21 protein-coding genes are annotated in these 26049 nt (G+C 63.8%); 16 read left to right on the forward strand and 5 right to left on the reverse strand.

All coding sequences use genetic code 11. The features are described 5' to 3' along the window. The first annotated feature begins 73 nt into the window (after positions 1-73). On the forward strand, positions 74-1600 hold the full coding sequence (locus tag AC1VWL_RS02595; protein WP_482985641.1) for an esterase/lipase family protein: 1527 nt from the start codon (positions 74-76) through the stop codon (positions 1598-1600). A 54-nt stretch (positions 1601-1654) separates the two neighbouring features. Here the strand turns inward: AC1VWL_RS02595 and AC1VWL_RS02600 are convergent, their stop codons facing one another. After that, entirely contained in the window at positions 1655-3382 is a 1728-nt protein-coding gene (locus tag AC1VWL_RS02600) for an aminotransferase-like domain-containing protein (protein ID WP_482985685.1), read from the reverse strand. On the opposite strand from AC1VWL_RS02600, the gene AC1VWL_RS02605 reads away from it, so the two are divergent. The 13 genes from AC1VWL_RS02605 (at position 3291) to AC1VWL_RS02665 (ending at position 16565) form a co-directional block, all read left to right on the forward strand. Beyond that, positions 3291-4547, forward strand: a complete 1257-nt coding sequence (locus AC1VWL_RS02605; protein ID WP_482985688.1) for a hypothetical protein — start codon at positions 3291-3293, stop codon at positions 4545-4547. The genes AC1VWL_RS02600 and AC1VWL_RS02605 overlap by 92 nt on opposite strands. Continuing rightward, positions 4547-5503: a hydroxymethylglutaryl-CoA lyase gene (locus tag AC1VWL_RS02610; RefSeq protein ID WP_482985642.1), complete on the forward strand. Its 957-nt coding sequence runs from the start codon at positions 4547-4549 to the stop codon at positions 5501-5503. Before AC1VWL_RS02605 ends, AC1VWL_RS02610 begins: the two co-directional genes overlap by 1 nt. Before the next feature lie 479 nt (positions 5504-5982). Continuing rightward, positions 5983-6489, forward strand: coding sequence for an RNA polymerase sigma factor (locus AC1VWL_RS02615; RefSeq protein ID WP_482985643.1), 507 nt, complete (start codon positions 5983-5985; stop codon positions 6487-6489). Between the two features lie 107 nt (positions 6490-6596). Continuing rightward, a complete protein-coding gene (locus tag AC1VWL_RS02620) occupies positions 6597-7553 on the forward strand; it encodes a FecR family protein (protein WP_482985644.1) in 957 nt (318 codons plus the stop codon). A 185-nt stretch (positions 7554-7738) separates the two neighbouring features. Beyond that, positions 7739-10825, forward strand: a complete 3087-nt coding sequence (locus AC1VWL_RS02625) for a TonB-dependent receptor (protein ID WP_481533107.1) — start codon at positions 7739-7741, stop codon at positions 10823-10825. An 85-nt stretch (positions 10826-10910) separates the two neighbouring features. Next, positions 10911-11750 carry a HupA family protein gene (locus AC1VWL_RS02630; RefSeq protein ID WP_481533108.1) on the forward strand — a complete coding sequence of 280 codons (840 nt, stop codon included), beginning with the start codon at positions 10911-10913 and terminating at the stop codon, positions 11748-11750. 94 nt (positions 11751-11844) lie between these two features. Next, positions 11845-13356, forward strand: coding sequence for a surface lipoprotein assembly modifier (locus AC1VWL_RS02635; protein ID WP_482985645.1), 1512 nt, complete (start codon positions 11845-11847; stop codon positions 13354-13356). Between the two features lie 34 nt (positions 13357-13390). Then, positions 13391-13999, forward strand: coding sequence for a biliverdin-producing heme oxygenase (locus AC1VWL_RS02640; RefSeq protein ID WP_482985646.1), 609 nt, complete (start codon positions 13391-13393; stop codon positions 13997-13999). Next, positions 13999-14370, forward strand: a complete 372-nt coding sequence (locus AC1VWL_RS02645; RefSeq protein WP_482985647.1) for a YbaN family protein — start codon at positions 13999-14001, stop codon at positions 14368-14370. The genes AC1VWL_RS02640 and AC1VWL_RS02645 overlap by 1 nt, the downstream gene beginning before the upstream one ends. An 11-nt stretch (positions 14371-14381) precedes the next feature. Then, entirely contained in the window at positions 14382-14699 is a 318-nt protein-coding gene (locus tag AC1VWL_RS02650) for a hypothetical protein (protein ID WP_482985648.1), read from the forward strand. Continuing rightward, positions 14696-15394: a tonB-system energizer ExbB gene (gene exbB / locus AC1VWL_RS02655; RefSeq protein ID WP_482985649.1), complete on the forward strand. Its 699-nt coding sequence runs from the start codon at positions 14696-14698 to the stop codon at positions 15392-15394. Before AC1VWL_RS02650 ends, exbB begins: the two co-directional genes overlap by 4 nt. A 2-nt stretch (positions 15395-15396) precedes the next feature. Beyond that, complete coding sequence (gene exbD, locus AC1VWL_RS02660) at positions 15397-15819, forward strand: TonB system transport protein ExbD (protein ID WP_481533114.1); 423 nt, start codon at positions 15397-15399, stop codon at positions 15817-15819. After that, positions 15816-16565: an energy transducer TonB family protein gene (locus AC1VWL_RS02665; RefSeq protein WP_482985650.1), complete on the forward strand. Its 750-nt coding sequence runs from the start codon at positions 15816-15818 to the stop codon at positions 16563-16565. The genes exbD and AC1VWL_RS02665 overlap by 4 nt, the downstream gene beginning before the upstream one ends. A 163-nt stretch (positions 16566-16728) precedes the next feature. Here the strand turns inward: AC1VWL_RS02665 and AC1VWL_RS02670 are convergent, their stop codons facing one another. The 3 genes from AC1VWL_RS02670 to AC1VWL_RS02680 all read right to left on the reverse strand — a co-directional run bounded on the left by AC1VWL_RS02670 (position 16729) and on the right by AC1VWL_RS02680 (position 21455). Further along, the gene (locus AC1VWL_RS02670) at positions 16729-19878 is read right to left on the reverse strand and encodes a TonB-dependent receptor (protein WP_482985651.1); all 3150 of its coding nucleotides are present in this window, start codon (positions 19876-19878) and stop codon (positions 16729-16731) included. A 78-nt stretch (positions 19879-19956) separates the two neighbouring features. Further along, entirely contained in the window at positions 19957-20940 is a 984-nt protein-coding gene (locus AC1VWL_RS02675; RefSeq protein ID WP_482985652.1) for a FecR domain-containing protein, read from the reverse strand. Positions 20941-20945: 5 nt separating this feature from the next. Beyond that, positions 20946-21455, reverse strand: a complete 510-nt coding sequence (locus AC1VWL_RS02680) for a sigma-70 family RNA polymerase sigma factor (RefSeq protein WP_296246780.1) — start codon at positions 21453-21455, stop codon at positions 20946-20948. A 448-nt stretch (positions 21456-21903) separates the two neighbouring features. Between AC1VWL_RS02680 and AC1VWL_RS02685 the strand changes: the two genes are divergently transcribed. Both AC1VWL_RS02685 and AC1VWL_RS02690 read left to right on the forward strand, forming a co-directional pair. Beyond that, positions 21904-24234, forward strand: a complete 2331-nt coding sequence (locus tag AC1VWL_RS02685) for a TonB-dependent receptor (RefSeq protein WP_482985653.1) — start codon at positions 21904-21906, stop codon at positions 24232-24234. A gap of 845 nt (positions 24235-25079) precedes the next feature. After that, positions 25080-25331 carry a hypothetical protein gene (locus AC1VWL_RS02690; RefSeq protein ID WP_065868077.1) on the forward strand — a complete coding sequence of 84 codons (252 nt, stop codon included), beginning with the start codon at positions 25080-25082 and terminating at the stop codon, positions 25329-25331. A gap of 90 nt (positions 25332-25421) precedes the next feature. Here the strand turns inward: AC1VWL_RS02690 and AC1VWL_RS02695 are convergent, their stop codons facing one another. Continuing rightward, positions 25422-25988, reverse strand: a complete 567-nt coding sequence (locus tag AC1VWL_RS02695) for a TetR/AcrR family transcriptional regulator (protein ID WP_482985654.1) — start codon at positions 25986-25988, stop codon at positions 25422-25424. Positions 25989-26049 lie beyond the last annotated feature (61 nt).

Below are 26049 nucleotides of genomic sequence, written 5' to 3' on the forward strand. Positions count from 1 at the left end.
CTCAAAGCACCACATTCAAGACAAATCCCAAAAATCCGTTCACCATCGCCAGCAGCCCCCGCGGAGACCGGCCATGGAACGTATCGAGCGCCCCTACTTCCCGATCATCTACGTGCGCGGCTACGCGATGACCCGCGACGAAATCGTCGAAACCACCTCCACGCCATTCATGGGCTTCGAGGCCGGTTCCACCAAGATGCGCCAGGCGCAGGACGGCAGCATCGTCAAGTTCGTCTTCGAGTCACCGCTGGTGCGCTTGATGAAGGACTACAACTACCGCGACGTCTACGAATTCGGCGCCGAGCGTCGCGACCGCATCTCGCCGCGCTGCATCGTCATCCATCGCTACTACGACCCGGCAGACCCGGCCTTCGGCGATGGCAAGACGCCGTCCATCGTCGATGCCGCCGCCGCGTTGGGCAAACGCATCGAACAACTGCGCGACAGCATCTGTGGCAACAACGCGGCCATGCGCAAGGAATTCCGCGTCTATCTGGTCGCCCATTCGATGGGCGGGCTGATCTGCCGTTGCCTGCTGCAGAACCCGGACGTGGCCAGTGCCGAGGTGCGGGCGATGGTCGACAAGGCCTTCACCTATGCCACGCCGCACAACGGCATCGAGGTCGGCGGCATCAACCTGCCGAACCTGCTGTCGATCAACGACATCAACAACTTCAACCGCAGCAACATGGGCAAGTACCTGAAGGTGCCCAGGGACAAGGTCAACACCTTGGGCACCTCGGGATTTCCGCCCGAGCGCCTGTTCTGCCTGATCGGCACCAACGCACGCGATTACGCCGCCGCGCATGGGCTGTCCTCGTTTGCAGTAGGTGCGTTGAGCGACGGGCTGGTTCGTATCGCCAACGCCTATGTCGAAGGCTCGCCGCGGGCCTTCGTCAACCGCAGCCATAGCGGCTACTTCGGCATCGTCAATTCCGAGGAGGGTTACCAGAACCTGGTGCGCTTCCTGTTCGGCGACACCTGCGCCACCGCCCAGCTCGACATCACCGCCCTGCCCTTCCCGCCGGAAATCGAGGCCGCCCGCAAGCGCGGCAAGAAGATCGAGTCCTCGTACTACATCGAGGCCACCGTCGCCCCGCGCGGCGCCTACACCTACGAGCTCACCTCGCGCACCCAGGCCAACCAATGCGCCATCCGTCGCGAGTACGGTGACATCTTCGACGCACAGGGCAACCTGCTGCAGGACAAACGCTCTACCGTGCTGTTCTCGGTGTTCCTGGACAGCAGCAAGATCCTGGCCGGCAGCGAAATCGCGTTCTCGATCGACCTGGCGGTCAGCAACGCCGGCTATCAGGTGGACGGCGCGCTGTTCCTGAAGAACCACATCCCGGGTGAATACCTGTTTCGCAACACGCTGGTGGTCTTCGCCAAGCCCGACGACGCAGGCGGCTGGCGCCTGCGTTATGTCTGGAGTGACGACCAATGGGCAGGTGGACCGAAGAATGAGGCCGAGCTGGATACCGCCCGCACCAAGGCGATCGGTATCAACCAACAGGCACCGAACATCTTCGCGATACCGCTGCAGTCAGCCAAAGGTTTCAACGCCGAATTGAAGCTTTCGCTCTCCGACTGGCATTGAACACTCGCCATGCATCGCCGTACCGGGCGCTCATTCCGTTCCGGCTCGCCATCATCAGGCCATCGCCGCGGCCTGGTCCAATTCCTCGCGCAGGCTGTCGATGAAAACACTGTCATTCAAATAGGCGACGTTCAAACGTGTCCACGGTGACACCTGCTCGGAGTCGATGTTGAAGAACGCGCCCGGCGCCAGCACAACACCGCGCGACAGCAAGCGAGCGGTCAGCGTGCGGGTGTCGTCGATGCCATCGAAACGTGCCCATAGATACAGGCTTTGTTCTGGCGTCGCGTAGACGGTTGCGTCCAGTCGATTCAACACCTCCAACCCCTCCGCGGTGGCAGCGCGCACCCGGTCCTGCAAACGCCCAACGTGGCGCAGGAAATTGCCTTCGCGCAGGATCGCCTCCAACACGCGCTCCCCATACTCGCTGCTGCCGATGTGCAGCAGCATCTTCAGGTCGGCCAGCTCTTCGATGTGTGCGTTCTCGCCGGCGATGAAACCACTGCGCAATGCCGCCGACACCGATTTCGAGAAGCTGCCCACATACAGCGTATTCCTGAACTGCGACAACGAAGACAGGCGAAACGCAGAATTCGGCTTGAAATCTGCCATTGCATCGTTCTCGACAATCAGCACGTTGTGCGCCGCCGCCAGCTCCAGCAGTCGCTTGCCAACCTCGGGCGACACGTCGGTTCCGGTCGGGTTGTGTGCGGTGGTCTGCATGAAGAAGACGCGCGCCTTGCTGGCCAGCAGCGCCGCCTCGAACTCGGCAAGATCGGGACCGTCCACGCGGCGTGTGATGGCGATCGGCTTCGCGCCTTGCAGTTGCAGCTTTCCGAACAGCGGGTAGTAACCCGGCTGCTCCACCAACACCGTATCGCCCGGCGCAACGTAGCGTCGGATGATCAGGTCCAGCGCATGATTTGCGCCAAACGTGGTCACCAGCTGCCGCGGGCCGAGCTCCATGCCATGCATGGCCATGCGGCGGATCAACTGCTGCCGCAGCGGCAGGTAGCCGTAACGGTTGCCGTATCGAAACAAGCTGCCGATGCCACTGCGAGCGACCTGCCGGTGGAAGCGATCAAGTCGCATGTAGGTCAACCAATCAACCGGCGGAAAGCCTTCGGCCAGGTGTGACCGCCCAGGCTCACGGATGGCCTGTTGGCGCATCATCCACAACGTGTCGATAACCCTGCTGTAACCAACGGGTTCCTCATCAACATCCCGTTCCGGCGGCGCTTCCACGCCGCGCACAAAGAATCCTTTGCCGTGCTGTGCCTCCACCAGCGCCCGCTCGCCAAGCAGGTCGAACGCCGAGATCACAGTGTTCTTCGAATAGCCATTCAATCGCGCGTACTCGCGCAAGGACGGCAGCTTGTCTCCTGGCTTCAGTACACCGGCAAGGATCTGGCGACCGATGTCCATCGCTACTTTTTCCGCTAGAGAAATCTTCCGTGGTTCAGAGCGCATAGGGATCCATACAGAATTCTTCGGGGGGCGCTCACTGTATCTATGCGCCAGCGCACGCTGTAAAGAGCATAAATAGACATTTTGATATGAATTGGCAGACACGCCGCTGCAGCCTATCTGTACGAGAAAACTGTACCTTTCGCCCGCACGCTTCAGAGCACACGGCGTTCCGTTGATTGAGTAATGCTCGACGCAGATGGATCGACCGGGACAATCACCGTTGAACGCAATCAATGCACATGCAGAGCACACAGCGTCGTCCGATTCGACGCCAGCAATAGCGCACATTCCGCGCAAACCAGGCATTGGCATAAGACTGGACAGCGCTTCCGGAACAGCGCCAGTGAATGGCGCCGTTCCGATGCCAATGCCTGGCAATCAGCACATCCATTTGAACCAGCCAATAAGCTTCATCGACGAAGTGCCGATCAACGGCAGTAGCCAGCGCGTAGCAATCGCGGAGCGTCAGCTGGGACAGGCACACATCCTGCGACGCATTACCCAGCTCTCGCATCCAACCGGTGGGTTTCATGTGTTTGGTGCCGCCCGGCTGCTGCGTGCCAGCATCCAGTTCAGCGCGATCCGCGACGTGCATGGTGCGCGCAAGCAGGTACTGCAGCTACGCAACCAGCTGGTCGGACTCGTCAACGCGATGACCCCTGGACTCGTCTCGGGTGGCGGCGGCTGCAAGGAGCTTGAAGCAGTGGTGCGCATGAGCAGCGCCATGGAGCCGCAGCTGGAAGTTTCAGTGCTTTTGGAAATCCCAGATCGATCTGACATCCGGGTCATCGACGAGCTGATCGCGAAGCTGGCACCGTTGATTGAGCAGTTGACCATGGGGACGAAGACGGGGGCGTCAACCACCGAGGTCGCCAGTCACCAGTTGCTACGCGCGCAGGTGGCTTTCGACCCGGGCACCTTTTCGCTTGCCGCCGCCACGGGCTATGCGCTGGCAGGACGTGTCGTTGATCTTCACAATTTCACCTGCTTGGCCAGGGAGCGCGTCCACAAGCGCAACGCGGACATTCTCGCAACGGCGAATTCCGTGCTTGCTGCCACTGGAGCTGCGAGCGGCAACAAGCGCACTACCTGGACAGCCATCGACGACTCCGGGGTGCCGCTGGTGATCTGGTACCGCGATCACCACGGTCATCTGGCGGGACGAATCTCGCTGCCGCTGCAGGCGGACGCGGACTACACCGGCACTGCGACGCGCGACGCAGCCAAGATTCCGTTTACGTATCCACTCACTCCCGCAGTCGCGGCGATCGGTTTGGCGCAGAGCCTGATCAACCTGCATGCACATGCTGCCGAGGCGGTCGCTCAGGGTGATCCCGGCCAACACGCCTACGACCTGGCATTGCTGGCAGGCGCCATCGACAGTGAGATCGTTCACGTGGTCAAAGCCCAGTTGTCCGCGCAGAGCATCCACCTGGATCTCGCGATAACTGCGCTCGACAAGTTGCGGCGGCGATGATGGACAGCCACGATGAAGCCCAGGAAGATCATGTCCGCATCATCGAGCTTGGCGCGCGCAGCGGCCTTGAGCGCCAGGCCAAGGCACTGCCGGCCATGGTCCGCATGAACCTGATCGAATTGCTGGAATCGGCCGGCATCAGGGAAATCGAACTGGGCTCGTTCACTCCACCACGCCGGGTGCCGCAGATGGCCGATACCGCGGCGCTATGCACGCTGCTGGGGCCAGCGCCGATTGACCGTGTCCGCTCCGCGCTGGTTTCGGACATGAAGGGGCTGGAGATGGCAGTCGCCAATGGCTTCCGTGATATCACCATCACCGCGGCCGCGTCGGATGCCTATTGCCGCGCAATACTCAACTGCAACATCAGCGAAAGCCTGCGCCGTGCTGACGAGATCAGCGAGCATGCCTTGGCACTCGGCATCCAGGTCCGTGCCACGTTGGCGACGATCATCAATTGCCCATTCGGTGGAGCGGTGACGACGGCGGAGGTCATCCGTATCGTGCGCACGCTCTACCATATGGGCTGCCGTGAGATCAGCCTGTGCGATACCACAGGCAGGGGCACCCCAGCCTCGGTTGGTGTGCTGCTGCGTGCCTGTGCCAGCGAAGTGCCGATGCACCGCGTGGCCATGCACTTCCATGACACCTTCGGCCTGGCCATCGCCAATGTCATCGAAGCACTGGAACATGGCGTGCGTGCGTTCGATGGCGCTGTTTCCGGGCTTGGCGGTGACAGCCATGCTCCGGGTGCGGCAGGCAATCTGGCTAGCGAAGACCTGGTCTATCTGTTCTCCGAACTGGGGATCAGCTGCAACGCCGATCTCGACGGCCTGCTGCTGGCCGCTGACTACATCGACTGCGTGCTTGAGCGCAGAACCGGGTCGCGTGTGGGTCGGGCGCTGCGGGCGGGAAGAAAGCAAAGCAAGGACACGGCCAGAATCTGGACGGGATGAGCTGGTTCGGTTGCTGCCGCTGTTGCATGGCATCCATCCAGCCCGGGTGGCGGCCGCCGTGGAACCCATTGCCCGTGCGTGGCCTGCCCACGGCGTTGACGTGCGCGCAGTCGTGCCAGATCAGCCCAGCCTGCTCCGTTGCCGGTGGCAGTCGCGTGGCGTCGGCAACGCTCGCCCCCTTCATCTCCACGGAACCGCCCAGGTTCTGCCATGTGCCATGTTCCATGGCCGCCTGGAACACTGCCAGCCCAGGCGCGGAACTGACACGCCATCGGCGATGAACGTATGATGTGCCAGTCAGCGAGCATAGCGGCCAGCCGACCACCCGATGCCGGCGCCGAGCGCCGTGGAGAGATTCCCATGCCGCTGCTGTCAAACCACGGGCCACGCTGGCGAAAGCAACGCCATGCGCCTGCCCTGCCCCACATCGCGCCTGCCTGCATGTCTCAACTGCATGCCACCGCCGGCTGCCAGCACTGATGACTGCGCCGAGCTCGCGCCTGATTGATGCCTTCCTTGGCCTGTACGGCGAGTTGAAGCGGCACCTGCGGCGACGTACGGGCGACAGCAGTCGTGCCGAAGAGGTCATGCAGGAAACCTACCTGCGCCTGCTCGAGACCGATAGCCGTGTGCAGCAGGAGCAGATCCGCGACCAGCGCGCTTTCATTTTCCGCGTTGCCGGCAATCTCGCCATCGACGTGGCGCGTCGTGAGCAGCGCGCAGGCGGCAACGGCGAACCCGACCCCCAGCAGGCCGACCCTGTCGCCGGCCCGGAGCGCAATGCCATCGCCCAGGACCGCCTGCGGCAGCTCGATGAGGCCTTGCGTGAGCTGCCGCCCAATGCGCGCCTGGCCTTGCTGCTGTTTCGCGTCGACGGCCTGTCGCATGCATTGATCGCGCGCCGGCTTGGCGTATCCGAGAGCATGGTGGCCAAGTACCTGGCGCAGGCGCTGCGGCATTGTCGCGACCGCCTCGGGCCAATGTGAGGACAATGATGGAAGATGATCACTGCAGCCACTGCAACTTTGGCATTGGCGAAACGTCTTATAGGTAGACACCCCCTTTTCCAGCGCAGCCCCCTAGCCACGCCACGATGTTCGACCGCTTCCGAACCCGGAACAACGCGCTCAATGACGAATCCATCCAGTGGGTGATACGCCTGGGTGCGCGTCCGTCTGCGGGCGATAAAGCCGCGTTCGAGCACTGGTGCCAGCGCTCCCCGGCCCATGCCGAGGCTGCGCGGCAGGCATTCGCGCTGCTCGATGGCGTCGGCCAGACCGCGCTTGCGGCCGAGCACCGCCATTGGGTGCAGGCGCTGACACCTGCACCGCGCCGTATCAGCCGCCGCGCGGTGTTGGCAGGCGGGCTGTCGGCAGCTGCGCTGGCTGGCGTGGTTGGTACGGGCATGCTGGGGCCAGTCAGCGGCGTGCTTGCCGACCACCGCACCCGCATCGGCCAGCGCCGGCAGGCATCACTGGGTGACGGATCGACCGCCTGGCTCAACAGCGAGAGCGCATTCTCGCAGGCGTTCTCCAACGTCCGCCGCACCGTATCGGTGGCCGCCGGTGAACTGCTGTTCGACGTAGCCCCCGACCCGCAGCGGCCCTTCGTGATCGAGAGCCGCGACGGCAGCGTCCATTGCAGCGTTGGCCGCTTTGCCCTGCACCGCGAATCACGCCGCAGCACGCTGACCGTTGTCTCCGGCCTGGCCGAGCTGCGCAACCGGGCCGGCGCCAGTATCGAAATGATCCCCAACCAGCGCGTTGCCTTCAGCGCCGATGTACTGGGCAAGGCCGAGACCGTCGATGCCGGTGCATTGACCGCCTGGGTCCGCGGCAAGCTGATCTTCAACCAGCAGAGCGTGGCGGCCATCGCCGGCGAACTGCAGCGCCACGTGCCGGGGCGCATCGTCGTGATGGGTGAGTCGCTGCAGCAACTGCAGCTCACCGGCGTGTTCGAGCTGGATGACATCGATGCGCTGCTGCGCAATATCGCCGCGCTGGCCGGTGCGGAACTGATCCGCCTGCCGCTGCTGACCGTGATCCGCTGAGCCGCCGAGCAGCGCTGTAACCCTGCAAGCGGCCCGCCGTGCAGGCAGATGAAGCGGCGGCCAAATTTTTTCCTGCTGACGCTGCAAGTTTCGCCCGCGACGGTCGTCTATAGGAATGAGACTTATTCTCATAAAGTCAACGCCAGTACTTCCTGGCGTCCTCTTCCTATTCCTTCGTCGGACCCATGAGCCCTTCCAACTTTTCCCGCCGTTCCCTGCGACTGCCCGCCGTGCTGGCGGTCAGCATCGCCCTGGCACTCAATGCACCGCTGTATGCCGCCGCACAGAGCAGCGTCGCCAGCGGGTCCACGCAGCGCACCGCTTTCGATATCCCGGCACAGTCCCTGGACAGCGCGCTGACCCGACTGGCGGACCAGGGTGGGGTTCGCATCCTGTTCGTGTCCAACGATGTCAGCGGCCTGCAGGGCACGGCCATCAAGGGTCAGCTCAGTGCGGCGCAGGCGCTTGACCAGCTGCTGGCTGGCAGCGGACTGGCCTGGCAATGGCGTGAGCCCGGCACCGCCGTGGTGACGCGCAGCGGCGCTGCTACCGCTGGCGCGAGCACCCCGCTCGTCACCGGCACGCTGAGCGTCACCGGGCAGCAAGGCATCGAAGCTACCGGTGCGCAGCGCGACCTGCGCGGCCAGGACGAGGTCTACGACCTGGACCTCTCCACCGCCTACCTCGGCCGCACCGAGATCGAGCGCTACAAGGGCGCGACGCCTTCGGACCTGCTCAACGGCGTCGCCGGCGTGTTCAGTGGCGATGCGCGCAACAGTGGCGCGCTCGACGTCAACATCCGTGGCGTGCAGGGGCCGGGACGCGTGCCGGTCACCATCGACGGCACCGAGCAGGCGGTCACCGCCTGGCGCGGCTACAACGGCATCGGCAACCGCAACTACGTCGATCCCAACCTGATCGGCGGCATGCAGATCTTCAAGGGGCCATCACTGACCCGCAACGTCACCACCGGCATCGGCGGCGGCGTGGTGATCAAGACACTGGACGTTGACGACGTGGTGCCGGAAGGCGAGTCGTTCGGCGGCGAGTTCAAGATCGAAGGCAGCAGCAATGCGGTGGCACCACGTCTGCCGGGCCGGTTGTACACCGGCATGAACCACCGCGACGTGCCGGAACTGGCCACCGGCAGCCCGACCAATGATCCGACCCTTCGCGTGCAACCGCATACCGGTGGCGGCGGTTACAACGTCTTCGATGGCGAAGACCATGCCTATCGCCTGGCCCTGGGCTGGAAGTCGGACACGCTGAGCCTGTTCGGTGCCTATGCCTACCGCGACCGTGGCAACTACTTCGCCGGCAAGCGCGGCGCTGGCTACTACTCACAGCCGGTGGAGAACATCGGCGCCGGCGACTACATCATCACCATGGCCAACCGCCTGCGCCCGGGCGACGAAGTGACCAATACCTCCAGCCAGATGGAATCGTGGCTGTTCAAGGCGACCTGGAACCCTACGCCCGACCAGGTGCTGCGCTTCGGTTACCGCGACACGCTGTCGCACTACGGCGAGATCATGCCGTCACGCATCAACCGTACCGCGCTCGGCCTGCCGCAGTGGTCGCTGAGCCGGATCGACTCCAAGGCCTACAACCTGGAATACAAGTGGCAGCCGCAGGACAGCCGCTGGATCGACCTGTACGCCAACCTGTGGCGCACCGATACCGACAGCAACGCGAACACCGCCGGCAGCTACCCGAACTACTGGAACGCGGTAACCCAGCCGATCATCATGAACGGCGCGCTGGATGATTCCACCAACACCCGCAACGGCCTGACCCTGAGCAATCTGTTCCGGCTCAGCGATACGCTGGACCTCACCGTCGGCGGCGACTTCCAGCATGAGAAGCTGCGCTCGCATGACGCGTACATTGGCCCCTCGGCAGCCTGGCGCATGTTCCCGCGCGCCGGCCGTCGCGAGGAATGGAACGCCAACTTCAACCTTGAATGGCGTCCGGTCGACTTCCTCAAGATCAATGCCGGTGCCCGCTACTCCTCGTACTGGGCGTACGACGATTTCCTCGCCGACCATCCGAACACGTTCCTGGCCTCGGTATCCGGCTACCAGGCGACCTACCGGACCATGTCTGCGGAGGAGCGCAGCAAAGCTGAGACGCAGGCGCGCACCGTTTACCAGGTCTGCACGGCGATGCCATTCTACTGCGATCTTTTCGGCATTCCGGCGGGGATAAGCGAAGCGGAGTACGTCGCTTCCAAAATTCACGAAGCCGCCAAATCGAACACCATTCAATGGCTTCCTGATGCCGAAGGAAAGTTCCATCGCGTCGACAACCCTTGCACCAATGGCATGCTGAACGGCATAGCCGATCTGTATGAGGGCGGAAACTGCAGCATCGGCCTCACCGCCAACCCGATTGCTTCCCGCTACGCCGTGGCAAAGAAGCGCCGCGATCGTGGTTGGGCTCCATCACTCACGGTGACCGGCTTCTTCTCCGATTACAGCCGCGCCTACTTCAGCTACAACGAGGCACTGCGCTACCCGAACATGTTCGAGAGCGTGATCGCCTTCGGTGCCAGCGTCAGCCCCTTCCGCGACCTCAAGCCCGAGCATACCTACAGCTACGAGCTTGGCTATATCCAGGAGCTTGGGCACCTGTTGGGTAATGACACCATCGCCGACGTCAAGCTCAGCTACTACCACCGCCGCACCGATGACCTCATCGAACGCGACAACAACTTCCTGTTCCGCAATATCGAGAAGCAGCTCGTGCAGGGCGTGGAGTTCCAGGGCCGTTACGACAATGGCCGTTTCTTCACCGACCTCGCCGTTGCGCACACGCTGAAGAACGAGGTCTGCGATGAACACACCTCCATCACCATCGATCCCAACGTCAACGGCACCCCCACCTGCGTGGACCAGGGCTTCATCGGCAGCTGGCTGCTGACCCAGGCCTCGCCGGAAACCTCGGCCAACTGGTCGCTGGGCGGACGCTTCCTGGACAAGCGGCTGGAACTGGGCACGCGTGTTGTCTATTACCAACGCCGCAAACCCAACCGCGACCTGGAAGCGTTTGCCGACGTCACCAACCAGAACCTTGCCGTGTTCAACGTGCCGTTCTCCTGGGACACCACCTGGCTGTTCGACGCCTATGCCAGCTACCGCGTCAACGACACGGTGCAGTTGGAGCTGATCGGTACCAACCTCAGCGACCGCTATTACGCCGACCCGGCCACCCGCTCGCTGCTGCCCGCCCCGGGCCGCACGCTGAAGCTGAGCGTGACCGCGCGCTTCTGATCAACCCGTAGCACCAAGGAGTCCACCGCAACCCGAACCGTCACTGCAGTTCAAATTTCTTCATCACTTCAAGAGAGAAATGATCATGAAAATGCACAAGCGCATCTCCCAACTCGCCATCGCCCTTACCGTGGTGTCCCTTGCGGGTACCGCCGCTGCCGCCAACATCGTCGGCGCCCAGTCCGCTGGCTCCGGCACGTCGACCATCAGCGTCGGTGAGTCGCAGGTTCCGTTCGGCCCGCACACCGCAGGCAAGGCGGGCGTCGGCATTTCCAGCTATGCCGGCGGGATCAAGGTCGACTTCCAGGGCCTGACCCCGTCCAGTGCAGCCACCGTGCTGCACCCGGGCACGGACAAGGGTATGACCGTGTACCAGCTGCACGACCCGATCACCACCGGCACCCCGGGTGATCCGAACAACCCGGCGCACGCAGGCCTGGGCAGCTTCAACTTCGTCAAGGTCGGCACCGGTGATGTGTGGTTCGGCGAATGGTCGACCAACGGCAATACCGGCAGCCCGACCTACCAGAACCGCCAGGTCTATTACGTCGGCGACAAGACCGGCTATACCGCCGCCACCGGTACCGCGGTTGGCTACACGCTGACCGGCCTGCATCGCTACGGCGCCAACACCCACCTGACCGGCAGCCTGACCGCCAACTTCAGCAGCCGCAGCTTCCACGGTGACCTGTCGATCGGTGCAACCCAGATCCGCCTTGGCACCAGCGGCAGCCAGATCGCGTTCGACACCAACGGTCATTTCGATGCGGCCAATGCCGGCCAGTGGGTGATCCCGGGCAACCTCGTGCTCGCCACCGGCACGGTGAAGGGTGACTTCTTCGGCGCAGGCGCGACCGCCGTCGCTGGCATCGTCGATTTCGGCAATCCCGCTCTCAACATCGCCTGGGGCGGCACCAAGAACTGACGGCTGAGTCTTTCCGTCAATCGCTGTAATTCGACTGCTACCGGCAAGGACCAGCCAGCGTCCGCCAATCCTTGCCTCCCTCGATGGCCATTGCATGCACTCTCGCTCTTCCACCGACCGTCGACGCCGGTCTGTCTTCGCGCTTCCCGCCGCAGTGTTGCTGGCCGGCCTGCTGTTGCCCCTTGTCAGCTTCGCACAGGAGCAGGCCGATACACGCCGCCTGCTGGACCAGCACATTGACCAGCAGGCGCAGGCGCGCGAGCGTGAGCTGCTCAAGGACGAACTGGATGCCGAGCGCCCGACGCTGACCATCGACGGCGAGCGCCACGTCATCGGCCACAACGTCGACGACGTCGGCCGCGCACTGTACCTGGCGCTGCAGCAGCGGCAATGGGGCCTGGCGGCACACTTCCTCAACGAATATCTGACCCTGCCCAACCACGATAAACTGCTGGTGCATTACGCCCAGGGCGGCCTGCTGCGCATCCAGGGCAAACACGCGCAGGCAGCCACCGAGTACCGCGCACTGCTCGCCCTGCAGCCGGACTTCATGCCAGCCAGGCTCGAGCTGGCCCGCACCTTGTTCGAAGACCAGCAGGATCGCGAGGCAGACGCGTTGTTCGCGGAAGTCGGCACCAGCATCGATGCCAACGACCCGAAGACCGAGGGTGTGCGCACCACCATCGCCAGCTTCCGCCAGGCCTTGGCCCAGCGCGAGCGCTGGAGCGGCTCGTATGCTGCCGGACCAAGCTGGACCGACAACGCCAACCGCACCTCGGCCAGTCGCACCTGCCTGTTGCTGCTGGTCACCGGCGACTGCCTGATCGAGCGCAAGTTGCCCGAGGCCATCACCGCCACCGGAATTGACTACGACGCCACCTTCAACAAGCGGCATGCGCTGCGCGGCCACCATGGCGTCTACCTGCGCGCGCTTGCGTTCGGCCAGAACTACCGCGACAACAGTGCGTACAACGAGCTCAACGCGGCGGTCCAGGCCGGCTACAGCTTCCGCAGCGCTCGCCACACGGTGGCGCTTGCACCGTCGTTCGACTACTACGCATTGGGCAACAGCGCCTTGTTCGGCGCGCCGGGCGTGCATGCCGAATGGAGCTGGACGCCTGGCCAGCGCTCCATGCTGAAACTTGAAGCTGACTGGAAGGATCTCAGCTACCGGCAACGCGACTACGCGCGCAATCTCGACGGTGTGCAGCGCACCGCTTCGGCCACCTACTTCCGCAGCCTGGGCAGCCACTGGATGGCCTTCGGCGGCCTCGATGCACTGGACAGCGATGCCCGCGACCGCAGCAACAACTACCGCTCGCTTGGCGCCCGCCTCGGCGCATCACTGCAGTGGCCGGAAGGCTTCAGCCACACCCTGTTCGCCTCCTATCGCCGCCGCAGTTACGACCTGTACAGCCCGATGCTCGGCGTCCGCCGCGATGACGATGAGCGCAACTACACACTGATCATCAAGGCCAAGCGCCTTGCTTTCGCCGGCTTCACGCCCTTGCTGAGCCTTCGCTACAACGTCGTCTCCAGCAACGTCGACTGGCTTTACAGCTATGACCGCAGCACCGCCAGCCTGAAGCTGGAACGCAGCTTCTGACCCCAACCACTTCCTGCATCACCGGGGATTGCACTTGAGCACACACAGCACCGTTGTTTCGCGCAGCCAGCAACTGAAGACCGCCACCCACAGCACCCACGACAGCCTGGACAAGCGGGTCATGGCAGCCGACATCTTTGCCAGCCGTGACAGCTTCACGCGCTTCCTGCGCGTGCAGTATCGCTTTCACCGCGATATCGATGCGCTCTACTCGCATCACGGACTACTGGCGTTGATCCCCGATCTGGCCGAGCGCCGGCGGTTGGCCAGGATCGCACTCGACCTGCAGGATCTCGGCAGCGGTATTCCCACCGGCAGCACTCCTGCAGTGGACGCCAACATCGCCCTGCCCGACGCCCTGGGCTGGCTGTACGTGGCCGAAGGCTCCAAACTTGGCGGCGCCGTGCTGTTCAAGCTGGCGCGGGACCGACTGCAGCTGCACGCCGACTTCGGCGCCCGCCACCTGGCCGCGCATGCCGACGGCGCAGCGCGGCACTGGCGCAGCTTCACTGCCGCGCTGGACGCCGCACCGCTGGCGGCCACGCAGGAAGCCTCGGTGGTGGAGGGGGCACGCGCGGCGTTCCAGGCCGTGCGCAGCCATGTCGAAACGGAACTGCATGCCGACCCGGTGGCGGTGACCTGATGCGCTGGCTATGGTTCTGCGCCGGCTGCTGGATGCTGGCACTGGGTATCATCGGCGCACTGCTGCCGGTGATGCCAACCACCATCTTCCTGATCCTGGCGCTGGCCTGCTTCGCGCGTTCGTCACCGCGGCTGGAACGCTACCTGCTGCAACACCCGCGCTACGGCCACAGCCTGCGCCTGTGGCGTGAGCAAGGCGCGGTCAGCAGGAAAGGCAAGACCTTCGCTGCGCTCGGCATGGCGGGGGGCTACCTGGTCTTCTTCTGCACGGCGCACCCCGGCTGGAAGCTGGCGCTGGGCATCGGCCTGTTCTTCATCGCCAGCGCCGGCTATGTGCTGTCGCGCCCCGCACCGCGTGCGCTCATCCATTGAGGATACTGATCATGCCCCTGACAACGCCGGCCAGCCTGCCGCTGCCAGTCCGCAACATCCACTCGGCGATACTGCGTGGCGCCGGCATCCGGGTGACCTCGGCGCGGATTGCCACCTTGCGGCTGGCGCCGTTGGTGTTGGCCGCGCACGGACGCCTCAGCCCGCAGCTGTTGCATGCCGCTTCGCTGAAGCAGGGCGACATGCATGTCTCCACCAGCGCCTTCTATAACACCTTGTCGACGCTGGGTGCAGCTGGCTTGCTGCCATCCCCCAAGCAAACAGACTCATCACCACCCGCGGACAGCGCGACCATCCAGGAGCACGCATGACGACCAACCTGCCCAGCAATCTCAGCCCATGGCAGATGTTCCTGCATGCAGACTGGGTGGTGCAGACGGTGATGGTCGGTCTGGCCATTGCCTCGCTGGCAACGTGGACGGTACTGCTGGCCAAACACCGGGAGCTGCGGCGCGAGGCGCAGCGCATGCAAACCGCACGCGGCGCACTCGCAGCGGCGGACAACCTGCTCACGGCATTGGCCACGTCCGGGCGGGAAAGTGCCATCGTCTCGGCGTTGCTGGCCGAGGCACAGGATGAGCTGCAGCGCTCGCCCAGCGTTGGCAGTACCGACGGCATCAAGGAACGGGTCGGCTCGCGCCTGCAGCGCATCGAGCTTGCGCATGCACGCCAGCTGCGCAGCGGCACCGGACTGCTGGCGACCATCGGTGCCACCGCGCCCTTCGTCGGCCTGTTCGGTACGGTGTGGGGCATCATGAACAGCTTCGTCGGCATCGCCCAGGCCAACACCACCAATCTGGCCGTGGTCGCACCCGGTATCGCCGAGGCCTTGCTTGCCACCGCGCTTGGGCTGGTCGCGGCGATTCCGGCGGTGGTCATCTACAACCAGCTGAGCCGGCAGCTTGCAGCGCTGCGCGGCGACAGCGGCGACCTGTCAGCCTGCGTGCAGCAACTGGTCTCGCGCGACCTCGACCACCGCGCCTTCAACCCCTCCGGAGCGCCGTGAGCATGGCGATCAGGACCGACGAGCAGGACGAAGCGCCCGACGAGAACCACGAAATCAACGTCACGCCTTTCATCGACGTGATGCTGGTGCTGCTGATCATCTTCATGGTCGCCGCGCCACTGGCCACCGTGGACGTCGCCGTCGATCTGCCGGCATCCACGGCGCAGCCGCAAGCGCGTACCGATGAGCCGGTATACCTGACCGTGCAGCAGGATCTGTCGCTGCGCTTGAACCAGGACCCGGTCACTGCACCGACTCTTGCCGCGGCACTGGATGCACTCACTGCCGGCAACCGCGAGCAGCGCGTCTTCGTGCGCGCCGACAAGGGTGTCGCTTACGGCGATTTGATGGATACCTTGAACAGCCTGCGTGCTGCCGGCTATTTGAAGGTGGCCTTGGTCGGGCTGGAGCAGGCCGCGCCGTGAACTGGACACCACTCGCGACCGAGGGCCCACGCTGGGGGCGCAGCCTCTGCATCGTGCTTGGCGTGCATGCGCTGGTGGTCGGCGGCGCGGCGGTCTGGTCATCGTGGTCGCCGCCACCCGCGCCGCCGTCGCCTCCGCAAGCGGTGATGCTGGAGCTGGCGCCACTGCCGAGCGCACCACCGGTGCCGCCCACCGATCTGGCACCGGGGCCGTTGCAACAGGAACAGCAGCCGCAGCCCGCGCAGGCAGCGGCGACACCAACGGCGACAGTTGCGCCGCCCTCGCCCATCCAACCCGCAGATGCAGCGCTGCCGCCGCCAGCCGCCGAGCGACAGCAAAAACGCCCTCCCTCAGTGGAAACTGCCGAGGTGCTGCAATCAACTGCGCCACCCAGCGTGCAGGCCCCCAGCGGCACCCGCTATGCCGCTCGGCAATCTTCGGCCGGTGCTGACACACCGTCACAGGCCAACTGGCAGGCATTGGTGCTGGCGCATCTGCAGCGCTACAAGCGGTATCCGCGCGCAGCGCAGCGACGTCGCAGCGAAGGCGTGAGCCTGGTCGAGTACGCGGTGGACCGCAGCGGCGGCGTGCAGTGGGCACGGCTTGCCCGCAGCAGCGGCAACGCCTTGCTGGATGGCGAGGCGCTGGCCGCCGTGCAGCGCGCCAGTCCGTTGCCGTCACCACCGGAAGAGGTACAGGGCGATCCGGTGCAGATCACCACGCCGGTCGAATTCTTCATTCGCTGATTGGCCTGCGTGGCGCTTTCGCGCTGGTCTGCTCAACCGCAAGCTGCGTATCACTGCATCCTTGTTGGCTGCTGCTCGCGGCAGAAACAGCAAAGCCCGCCCGGATCCAGATCCGGGCGGGCTTTGTCATTGCACGCGGCGCGCTGGAACACGCCGCGCTGGATCAGAACCGATAGTTGAAACTTGCCTTCAGCGTGCGGCCCGGCGCCAGCATCGACGAGCGGGTCAGCGGATCGATGTAGTACAGGTTGCCCAGATTGGTCCCCACCAGTTCAACTGTCGCACGGTCGTTGACGCGCCACGTGGCGTAGGCGTCGTAAGTAGTGATGCGGCCCCATTGCAGCGGCGTGTTGAGGTAATAGGAAATCGTCGCCGACTGGGTACCGTAGTTGTCCTTGAACACGCTTTCCTGCGGCGCGTGGTGGACGATGCGGCTGCCAAGCTCCAGGCGGCCATCAAACAGGCGCGTCCCCACCGTCCAGTTGAAGGTGTAGCGTGGGATGGCCATGGTCACCAGGTAGCCACCGACGAAGCCGGTTTCCACGCAGTTGGAGACGCCGCCGGTGTTGTCCAGCAGCATCGCAGTGTGCTCGTCGCAGACACGGTTTTCCAGATTCCACGCACCGCTGATGTCGGTGAAGAAGCGGCCGTTATCGAAGCGACCCTGCACCTCGACGCCGCGAATGGTCTGCTCGTCGATGTTGGAGAAGGTCAGCTGCGGGCTGCGCTCGATCACGTCACGGGTGCGGTGGTGGTAATAGGCGATCTTCAGGTCCGCCAGCGGATTGCCATCCAGCAGCTGGCCGAAGTCCTGCACCCACGACACCTCGGTGTTGTAGGCATGCTCCGGCTTAAGCCCGTAGCTGTCCTGGACGCTGGAGAAGCCAATCGTGCTCTCAAACAAGGCCGGGAAGCGGCGCACCTGGCTGTGGCGCAGGTAGACGCGGCTGTGCTCGCTGAACTCATAGGTCGCGGCGAACGACGGCACCCAGCCCGCGCCGCGCTGCCTGCGCGCGGTGTTGTCGACCGTGGCGAAGGGAATCAGCTCGCCGTTGACGCTTTGGCCGGGATAGGGGCCATCAGACCAGCACTTGCGGCCGCCGCTGAGCTCGACGTTGCTGAAGTCGATGGCGCCGTTGATGCAGGGATTGTCTGCGCGGTTGTAACGGCCCTGGCCATCGTGCTTCCACAGCATCTCGTTGTTGGCGGTGTAGGTGGTGCGGCTGCGGACTTCGTCGAGGGCTGGGGTCAGCAACTCCGCCACGAACTGCTCACGTGTATAGCCGAAGAACTCCTCGTAGATGGGCCACTGGCTTTCCATGATGTCGGTCATCTGGGCCACCGACGTGTCGATCTCGGCCTGGGTGTAGTGCTCCAGCGTGTTCCACTTCATCACCCGACCCGAGGCCTCCTGGCTGCTGGTCGGCAACACGCCGGCCCGCTGCTGGCGCGCGAGGAACTCATCGAACGACTGCCAGTTCTGGTAGCGCACGCCTGCGCTGAGCAGCAGCTTGTCGATCGGCCGCCATTCAAACAAGGCACTGAGATCATACTCACGGCGCCAGCCTGCGCGCGGCTTGCCACGCCAATAGCCGGTGATTTCCGGATCGTTGTAGGCGTCCTTGGAGCTGAGGGTTTCCTTCTGCAGGTTGCCGCCGACCGTCAGGTCCAGGCTGTCGCCCAGCTGCATCTTGTTGTCGAACGAGAAGCCGGTGCGCGCGTTCTTGCTGTTGGCTACCGCGGTGTTGCGGAAGTGATCCGGGGTGACATAGACCTTGTCGACGTCGTTGTACCAGTTCATGCGATCGTTCGGCAGGCCGCCGCTGCTGTAGGTCGCACTGTCGGTATCGGTGCGCCACAGGTTGGCGCGCAGGTCCACCCAATCCAGGCCTGGGCGCCACTTGTATTCCAGGTTCACCGCACGCGCATCCACCTGGCTCAGCGGCCACTGCGGAATGCCATCGGTGACGGTGTTGTCCCACTGGATGCGCGAGGGCATGATCTCGCCATAGCGCGACTGCGTGTCGCGCACGTTGAGCTGCAGCACCTGTGTGTCGCTCAAGCGCCAGGTGCCCTTGACCAGCCACGATTCCATGCGACTGGAGGAATTGAGGATCTCCGAACCCGGCACATAGACCTTGGCCAGGTACGGCACATAGTCCCAGCTGGTGGTCGGTTCGTTGTCATAGAACGAACTGCCATGCTTGCCGGCGAAGTGATTACCCTTTTCGCGGAAGGCGTAGGCCGCCATCAGGTCGAAGTTCTCCTTGCGCAGGCCCAGCGCCAGCCGCCAGGCCTGGTCACTGCCGAAGCTGCCGCTGCCACTGGTACGCGGATGCTGGTACAGGGTCGGGTCGTAGAAATTGACCTGGCTGGCCGGGAAACCCGGCACGCTGCCGAGCGGCTTGCCAGTCAACAGGGTCGGCAATTTCGGATCGATGGCGTTGTCGCTGGCCTCCATCTTCAACTCACCGCCGAAGCTCTCGCCTTCCAGCAGGATGTCGTCCACGTCCAGCGTCTTGATCTGCACCGCGCCGCCCACCGAGGTGTTGGCACCACGCAGCATCGCCGGGCCCTTGATGACCTGCATGCCGCCGATCAGGCTGGGATCGATGTAGTTGCGGTTGTTCGCGCCCATGTAGCCGCGCCAGACCGTCAGCGCCTGCTCGGTGCCGTCGATGGTCAGCGGCACCCGACCCGGCCCCTGGATGCCGCGGATGTTGGGATCCAGCGCACCGCTGTTGCGGGCATCGCCGCTGTAGACGTTGACCATGCCCTTGAAGATGTCAGCCGGTGCAGCGCCCTTGTAGCGTTCGATCTGCTCGCGTCCGGCGTAGACGGTGGACAGGTCCAGGTCGTAGACATCGTCATAGCCGCGCTCATCGCGCTCGATGCCGGTGGGATCGGCCGAGCGCTCACCACCAACCCGCAACGTACCGATCACCACGGCATCGCCGTCAGTGCTGGCCACGCGCTGGATGCTCCACGCACCCGGGCTGACTTCGCGTGCCACCAGATCCGTGCCCTGCAACAGCCGCGCAAGCGCTGCGCGCACCGTGTAGCGGCCCTGCAATGCGGGCGCAGCGCGGCCGGCAACCAGTGCCGGGTCATAGCTCAGCGAAACGCCGGCGGCCGTCGCGGTGTCATTCAGTGCCCGCGCCAACGGCGCGGCCGGGAGGTTGAAGCTCACATTGCCCTCGCTGGCTGCAGATGTGCCGCTCTGGGCGAAGGCCGGCTGTGGCAATGGCAGCGAAAGCGCGACCAGGCAGGCCAGGGCCAGCGAGGTGCGGACAACAGGGGGACGCGAAGACATGGCAGGGTCCGTGACAGAAAGGAATTGAAAGGGTTCACTTCCTTGCCCGGCCAACCGGCAAAAAGGGACATCCCGGTCTCAGGCGGGGTCGACCATCACCCACAGGCGGCTGCGGTAGCGCACGCGCAGCGGGAAACCCGCCTGCAGCAGCGCGAGCACGGTATCGGTGTCGTCCAGCTGGAACACGCCGGACACCAGCAGGCCGGCGATCTCCGGATCACAGCGCACGACGCCGCTGCGGTAACGCGCCAGCTCGGACAACAGTTCCCCCAGCGGCATGGCCTCGGCATGCAGCACGCCCTGCACCCAGGCTAGGCTGTTGCGCTGTAGCGCGGTGACCGCGCTGATGCCGGTCGCGTTGAAGACCGCCTGTTGGCCTGCGCTCACCAGCTGGGTGACATTGCCGCCATCACCGAGCTGGATCCGTACCGCGCCCTGCTCCACCGCCACGCGCGCATGGTCATCCCACATGCGCACGGCGAAGCGCGCGCCCAGAGCAGATAGATGCGCGTTGCGCAGCTGCAGCAGCAGGGGTCGTGCTGGAACGCGATCATCCGTCGCTTCCTGCAGCAGCACTTCACCGCGCAGCAGCTGCACTTGCCGCCGCTGCTCATTGAAGGTGAGCGCAATCCGCGTATCGGTGTTGAGCTGCAGTTCGCTGCCATCTGCCAGGCGCAGCGCGCGCCTCTCACCGATGCCGGTGCTGCCGTCGGCAACAAGGTGTTGCCAGGGCTCGCGCTGCCACGCCAGGCGCGCCAGTGGCGCACCGACCATCATTCCCATGATGGCCGCCAACGCGGCGCGGCGGCCCTGCCGCGTACGGCGAGCCTGCTGCAAGGGCGCACTGCCTACCGCACCCGGCACATCGTCGAGCAGACCGGTCAAGCGCTCCGCGCGTTGCCAGGCGCGCCTATGCAGGTCGTTGCTGGACAGCCAGCGCTGCCAGGCCGCGCGCTCCCTGGCATCGAGTTCACCTTCGCGGAAGCGCAGCAGCCATTCGGCCGCTTCATGCAGCACCGGCGCGGGAATGGGCACATCGATCCTGGCCAATGGCTCCTGCATGCGGATCAATCCATGGCCTCGAGGCAGGCCGCCATCGCCAGCACGATGTCGCGCTTGATGGTGCGCTCGGTGACGCCCAGGCGCGTGGCAATCACCGCATAGGTCTGCCCGTCCAGCTGCGACAGCAGGAAGGCCTCACGTGCGCGCGGAGGCAATGCGTCCAGCATGCGGTCGATGCGCAGTAGCGCTTCCAGGGCTATCTGTCGCTGTTCCTCATCAGGTACCAGCGCCTCGGGCAGGCTGGCCAGCACCTCCAGCCATGCCCGCTCCAGCGCGCGGCGCTGCCACAGATTGATGACCAGGCCGTTGGCGATGCGGGTCAGATAGGCGCGCGGCTGCTCCAGCGTCGGCAACTGTGGCTTCTGCAGCAGGCGCACGAAGGTGTCCTGCGCCAGATCCGCTGCTGCCTCGTCCGCGGACATGCGTCGGCGCAGCCACTGCAACAACCACCCATGGTGCGCGACGTACAGGCCCTGCAGGGAATCAGGCGCCGGTGCCGGCGAAGCGTTGACCATGGGTAAATATTGCGAATAGGAATCAATATCATCCAATAAGTTGGGATTGCACGCAAACCGCACATGCCGCCGGCAGCTGCAGCAGCGACCGCCGACCAGCGAAGCGACCCGGTTGCCTCGTTGCCTCGTTGCCTCGTTGCCTCGTTGCCTCGTTGCCTCGTTGCCTCGTTGCCTCGTTGCCTCGTCGCCTCGTTGCCTCGCTGCCTCGCTGCCTTACTGTCCCCGAAGCTTCGGGAGCTTCGCAGCAATATTGGCGGAACCCACGGGCAGGCTTCCCGTCATCTCGACGCCGGCTCCCTGCCCCAGCGCGCAACACCGGTGCGCGAACGATCTCCCCGGCGAGCACCACCTCCCACGGAATGCCCCGCACTTGGCCGCGGCAGCAGAGGGCCTTTCGCTTTTCTTTAAACGATATATTATAACATTCCAATTTCCACGGGGATGATCCATGCGTCAACACGTACTTGCGGCCGCCGTGCTGCTCGTTGTCCAGAGCGCCTACGCCGCAGACGACACCACCCTGCCCACCGTCAAGGTCCGGGCAGACAAGGCTTCAAGGATCGACAGCATCGTTGTCGTCGAGAACACCCAGGCGCAGAACCGCACCCTGGGTGGCATGCTGGAACGCGTGCCGGGCGTGCAGAACAGCGCCTTCGGCCCGAACGCCGGCGCGCCGGTCATCCGCAGCCTGACCGGCAATCGCGTGCAGGTGCTGGAGGATGGCCAGTCCATCCTCGGCATGAACGCGCTCAGCGGTGATATCGCCATTCCCTTCGATCCGTTGTTCGTGCGCAGCGTCAGCGTCAACAAGTCATCGGACAGCGTCCGTCACGGCGGCAACGCGATCGGCGGCAGCGTCGATGTCGACTCCGGCCTCATCTCCACCAAGATGGAAGACAAGGACCAGGAGATGGAGCTGGTGTTCCGGCAGGGCTTCAATGCCGCTGACGCGCAGGGCTTCCGGATGAATTTCAACAACCAGCGCAACTTCTCGACCAACCTGCAGATGTCGCACCAGCGCATCTCGCACTACGACATCCCCGGCAACAGCAAGGCCAGTGTCTGTGACAGCCAGCTGTTCCCGGCCGGCGGCGGGGTCAACAGCGGCCTGGCCGACAGCTGCCAGAAAGAAGCCCGCATCCAGCAGGTCTACAACAAGGCCTCGCAGCCCTACATCGACCAGTTCATGACCGAGAACCCCGACTGGGCGGACGGCAGCTTCTCGTTCTATACCAACCAGCCGTCATCTGTCTGGCAGGGCAAGACCTACGTGAACCCGGCAAACCCGGACTATGTGGCGGGCACGCCTTCGTATGTGCAGAACAAGATCAACCGCGACGTCACCCCGAATTACCGCGGCACGTTGGGCAACAGCTACTTCCGCAACACCCACCTTGCCGGCGGTACGACCTACTTCTTCGACCGCGGCTACGTCGGCATCAGCATAGACGCCAAGGACAGCGAATACGGGGTGCCGGGCTTCTCGATGGACAACCTGTCCTTCGGCGCCGACCACAGCCAGAGCCGCCCGGTCGGCGTCGTACTCAAACAGACCAAGTACGCCTTGCAGGCCAACGTGCAGGATCCGTTCCCGCTGTTTGAAAGCGCTGACCTGCGCATGTCGCAGATCAGCAATACCTCGGCCGAACAGCTGGGGACAAGCACGGCCAATGAGTACCAGTTCGATACCTACCAGGCCGAAGCACTGCTGGCACAGCGTCGCGCCGGTCCGCTCAGCGGCTTGCTAGGGCTCAGCCAGCGCACGCGCGATATCAGCGGCAGCGGCACGTTGCGCTACCTGCCCGATGTGCAGAGCGTGACCAATGCGGTATTCCTGAAACAGAGCCTCGACTTCGCCGCGGTCTCCTTCGATGCCGGGTTCCGCCACGAACGCGTGGATCATGACATCCGCAGCAGTGCCTTCAAGACCTCACGCAACTCGGCCAACTCGAAGCTGGAGGACAGGTCGTTCACGCTCAACAGCTACAACCTGGGGGCGCGTGCCGAACTCGGAAGCCACCTCAGCGCCAAGGCCCGCTATGCGTCGTCGCAACGGGCGCCGGAGGTCAATGAACTGTATGCCAGCAACGCCCACTACTCGGTCATGACCCAGGAAGAGGGCAACCAGAACCTGAAGCCCGAGCGCGCCAGGAACGTTGAATTCGCCCTGCTGTTCAACAACCGCGGCTTCGACATCTCCGCGACGGCCTATGTCATGAAGTACGAGAATTACCTCTATCAGGGGTATTCCGGCCTGCAGACCGCCAATCGCCTGCCGCTGAAGTACTGGAAGCAGACGGACACCACGGTGAAGGGCTTCGAGGTCGATGTCTCGCAGACGCTGGAACTCGGTCGCTGGGGCAGCTTGAACCTCTCCGCGTTCTCCGACCTGGTGAAGAACCGAGCAGACCATCCGGATTCACTGCGGGCACACAACGACGGCCTCTACCTGCCCAACATGCCAACCAACCGCTATGGCGCCAACATCGGCTGGCAGAAAGGCGACTGGAAGGCCGGCATCTCCAGCACCTATTACGACAAGCAGAAGTACCTGGGCAAGAATGTCAGCGAGGAAGTGCCACTGGATGGCTTCAACATGCTGGACATGCAGGTAAGCCGCCGCTTCCAGCCGCGTGGCGGCTACGTCAGCGCGATCGAGGTGTTCCTCAATGGCTCGAACCTGCTCGACGCCGAGGCACGTCCGCACAACTCACCGTTGAAATACATTGCGCCCCTGCCGGGCCGTGCATTCCAGCTCGGGGTGCGCATCAACCTCTGAGGGCGTGCCACTCCGGCAGTGCTGCAAGCGGCTGCAGATGGTCACCGTCGGAAACGCGTATCGTCCTGCCGCCAGGCCTGGCGCTGCGCTGGTGTCGATGGAACCAGCGCATGCAGGGCTGCAGGCTTCCACCGAAGCGTCACGTCCCGGCACCATCTCAAGGAATCCGGGCGGCAACGGTTCCACTACTCGTTCTGGAAGGGCTGAAAAGCAGAAACCCCGGATTTCTCCGGGGTTTCTGCTGTCCTGGGACTGGCCCGGACTTCAATCTGGCGCGCCCGGAGGGATTCGAATAAATTCTACATCCATCTGATTATCATGAATTTTCAAAAATTAGAACAACCATAATGCCCCCGTGCATGCCCCCAATCGATCTCGTGACAAGGGTTGCAATCCGCAACGCATAATTGTCGCTGAACTGATCATAAGCAACGGGCATCCTTGGATCCAGCTAGCCGGCCAATACGCTGCACAGCGCCGATTTGCGCGCCTCAGGCAGCCTGCTTAGCCGACATTGATCACAATGTGTAAGAACGTCGTAAGGCGAAGACTTCACTTTTCCCACGAGCCTGTTAAACCTCAGCTAGGTAGTCGAGCTGATCGCCTCCTGGTTGGTCCGCTTGGGCACTCCCTTCCACGCCTTTCGGGGGATGATGCGAGGCCTCCAAGCCCTCTATCCTCGCCGACGTCCAACGCTTCATTGCGGGGGCCGGAAGCGCCGAAATGTACACTCAATGAACTAGCTCCAGTTCACGCTGACTCGATCTTCACAGAGATGAAGGAATCATCTGCGCTCCTCTAGCGGGACCGGAGGATGTCTTGAAAAAGTCAAAGGGAGATTTTCCATGGGGTCAGTCGCAATGTACCTGGAAGGGCCAGGTCAGCAACGCCGCTCGGTGAGCATTCTGTCACGCCAAAACAAGCGATTGTTTACCGGCAGTGTCGACAGCATTCGCATCAAGAATCGCTCGATCTCAGAGATCGAAGTGAAGACGTTGGTAGACGAGAATGGAAACATTGCCGTTCAGTCTGACTACGACGGATTCCGCTTCAAATACCCGGACTCTGAGATCCACTGGAGCCTGGTAATCGGCTGAACAAAAGCCCGGCTCCGGCCGGGCTTTTTCGTGATGAGAACAGCAAGTCAGGACACATCAACTTCACCCTGCATAGTGGAGCATAAGCACTCATAAGCCAGCTTTTGGAAGCTGTATGAAGACCGCGCCGCCGCATTCGCGCCGACCCTCGCTATGGGGCTTGGTGCGACGCTGGCACTGCACGTAGTCCAGCGACTCCAGCAGTTTCATGCCTTCCAGCGCGAGATACGCCAGCATCGCGCTGCGCGGGTGCGTGGCCTGCTGCAGGATCTCGGCCAGGATCTGCGCCTGGTTCTGCTGGATGGGCGCGCGCAACTGTGGGTCCTGTGCCATGGCCGCGCACAACGCCAAGGCCACCGGCTGGAACGCTTCGGGAAACGGTTGCTCGGCTGCGGCAAGGCGCCCACGCAGCACTGCATCCTGGTCAAAGCGCTTGGCAGCCTCACGGTTGAAGGCGTTGTCACGGGCGACCGCACGTTCAACCACGGCCTGGATGAGACCGGCCTTGGACTGGAAGTCATAGATCACCGATGCCTTGCTGACCCCGGCTTCGGCGGCCACCGCATCCAACGTCAGCCGCGCCGCCCCCACCTGAGCGACCACCCGCTCGGCGGCATCCAAGACGTGCTGCGGATCAATGCTTTTGCGGCGACCCATCGACGGGCTCCATACTTAACCATCCGGTCGATTACAAATTAGACCGCGATGTTGTAAAGCC

It is taken from the genome of Stenotrophomonas sp. STEN063 (genome assembly GCF_056854515.1).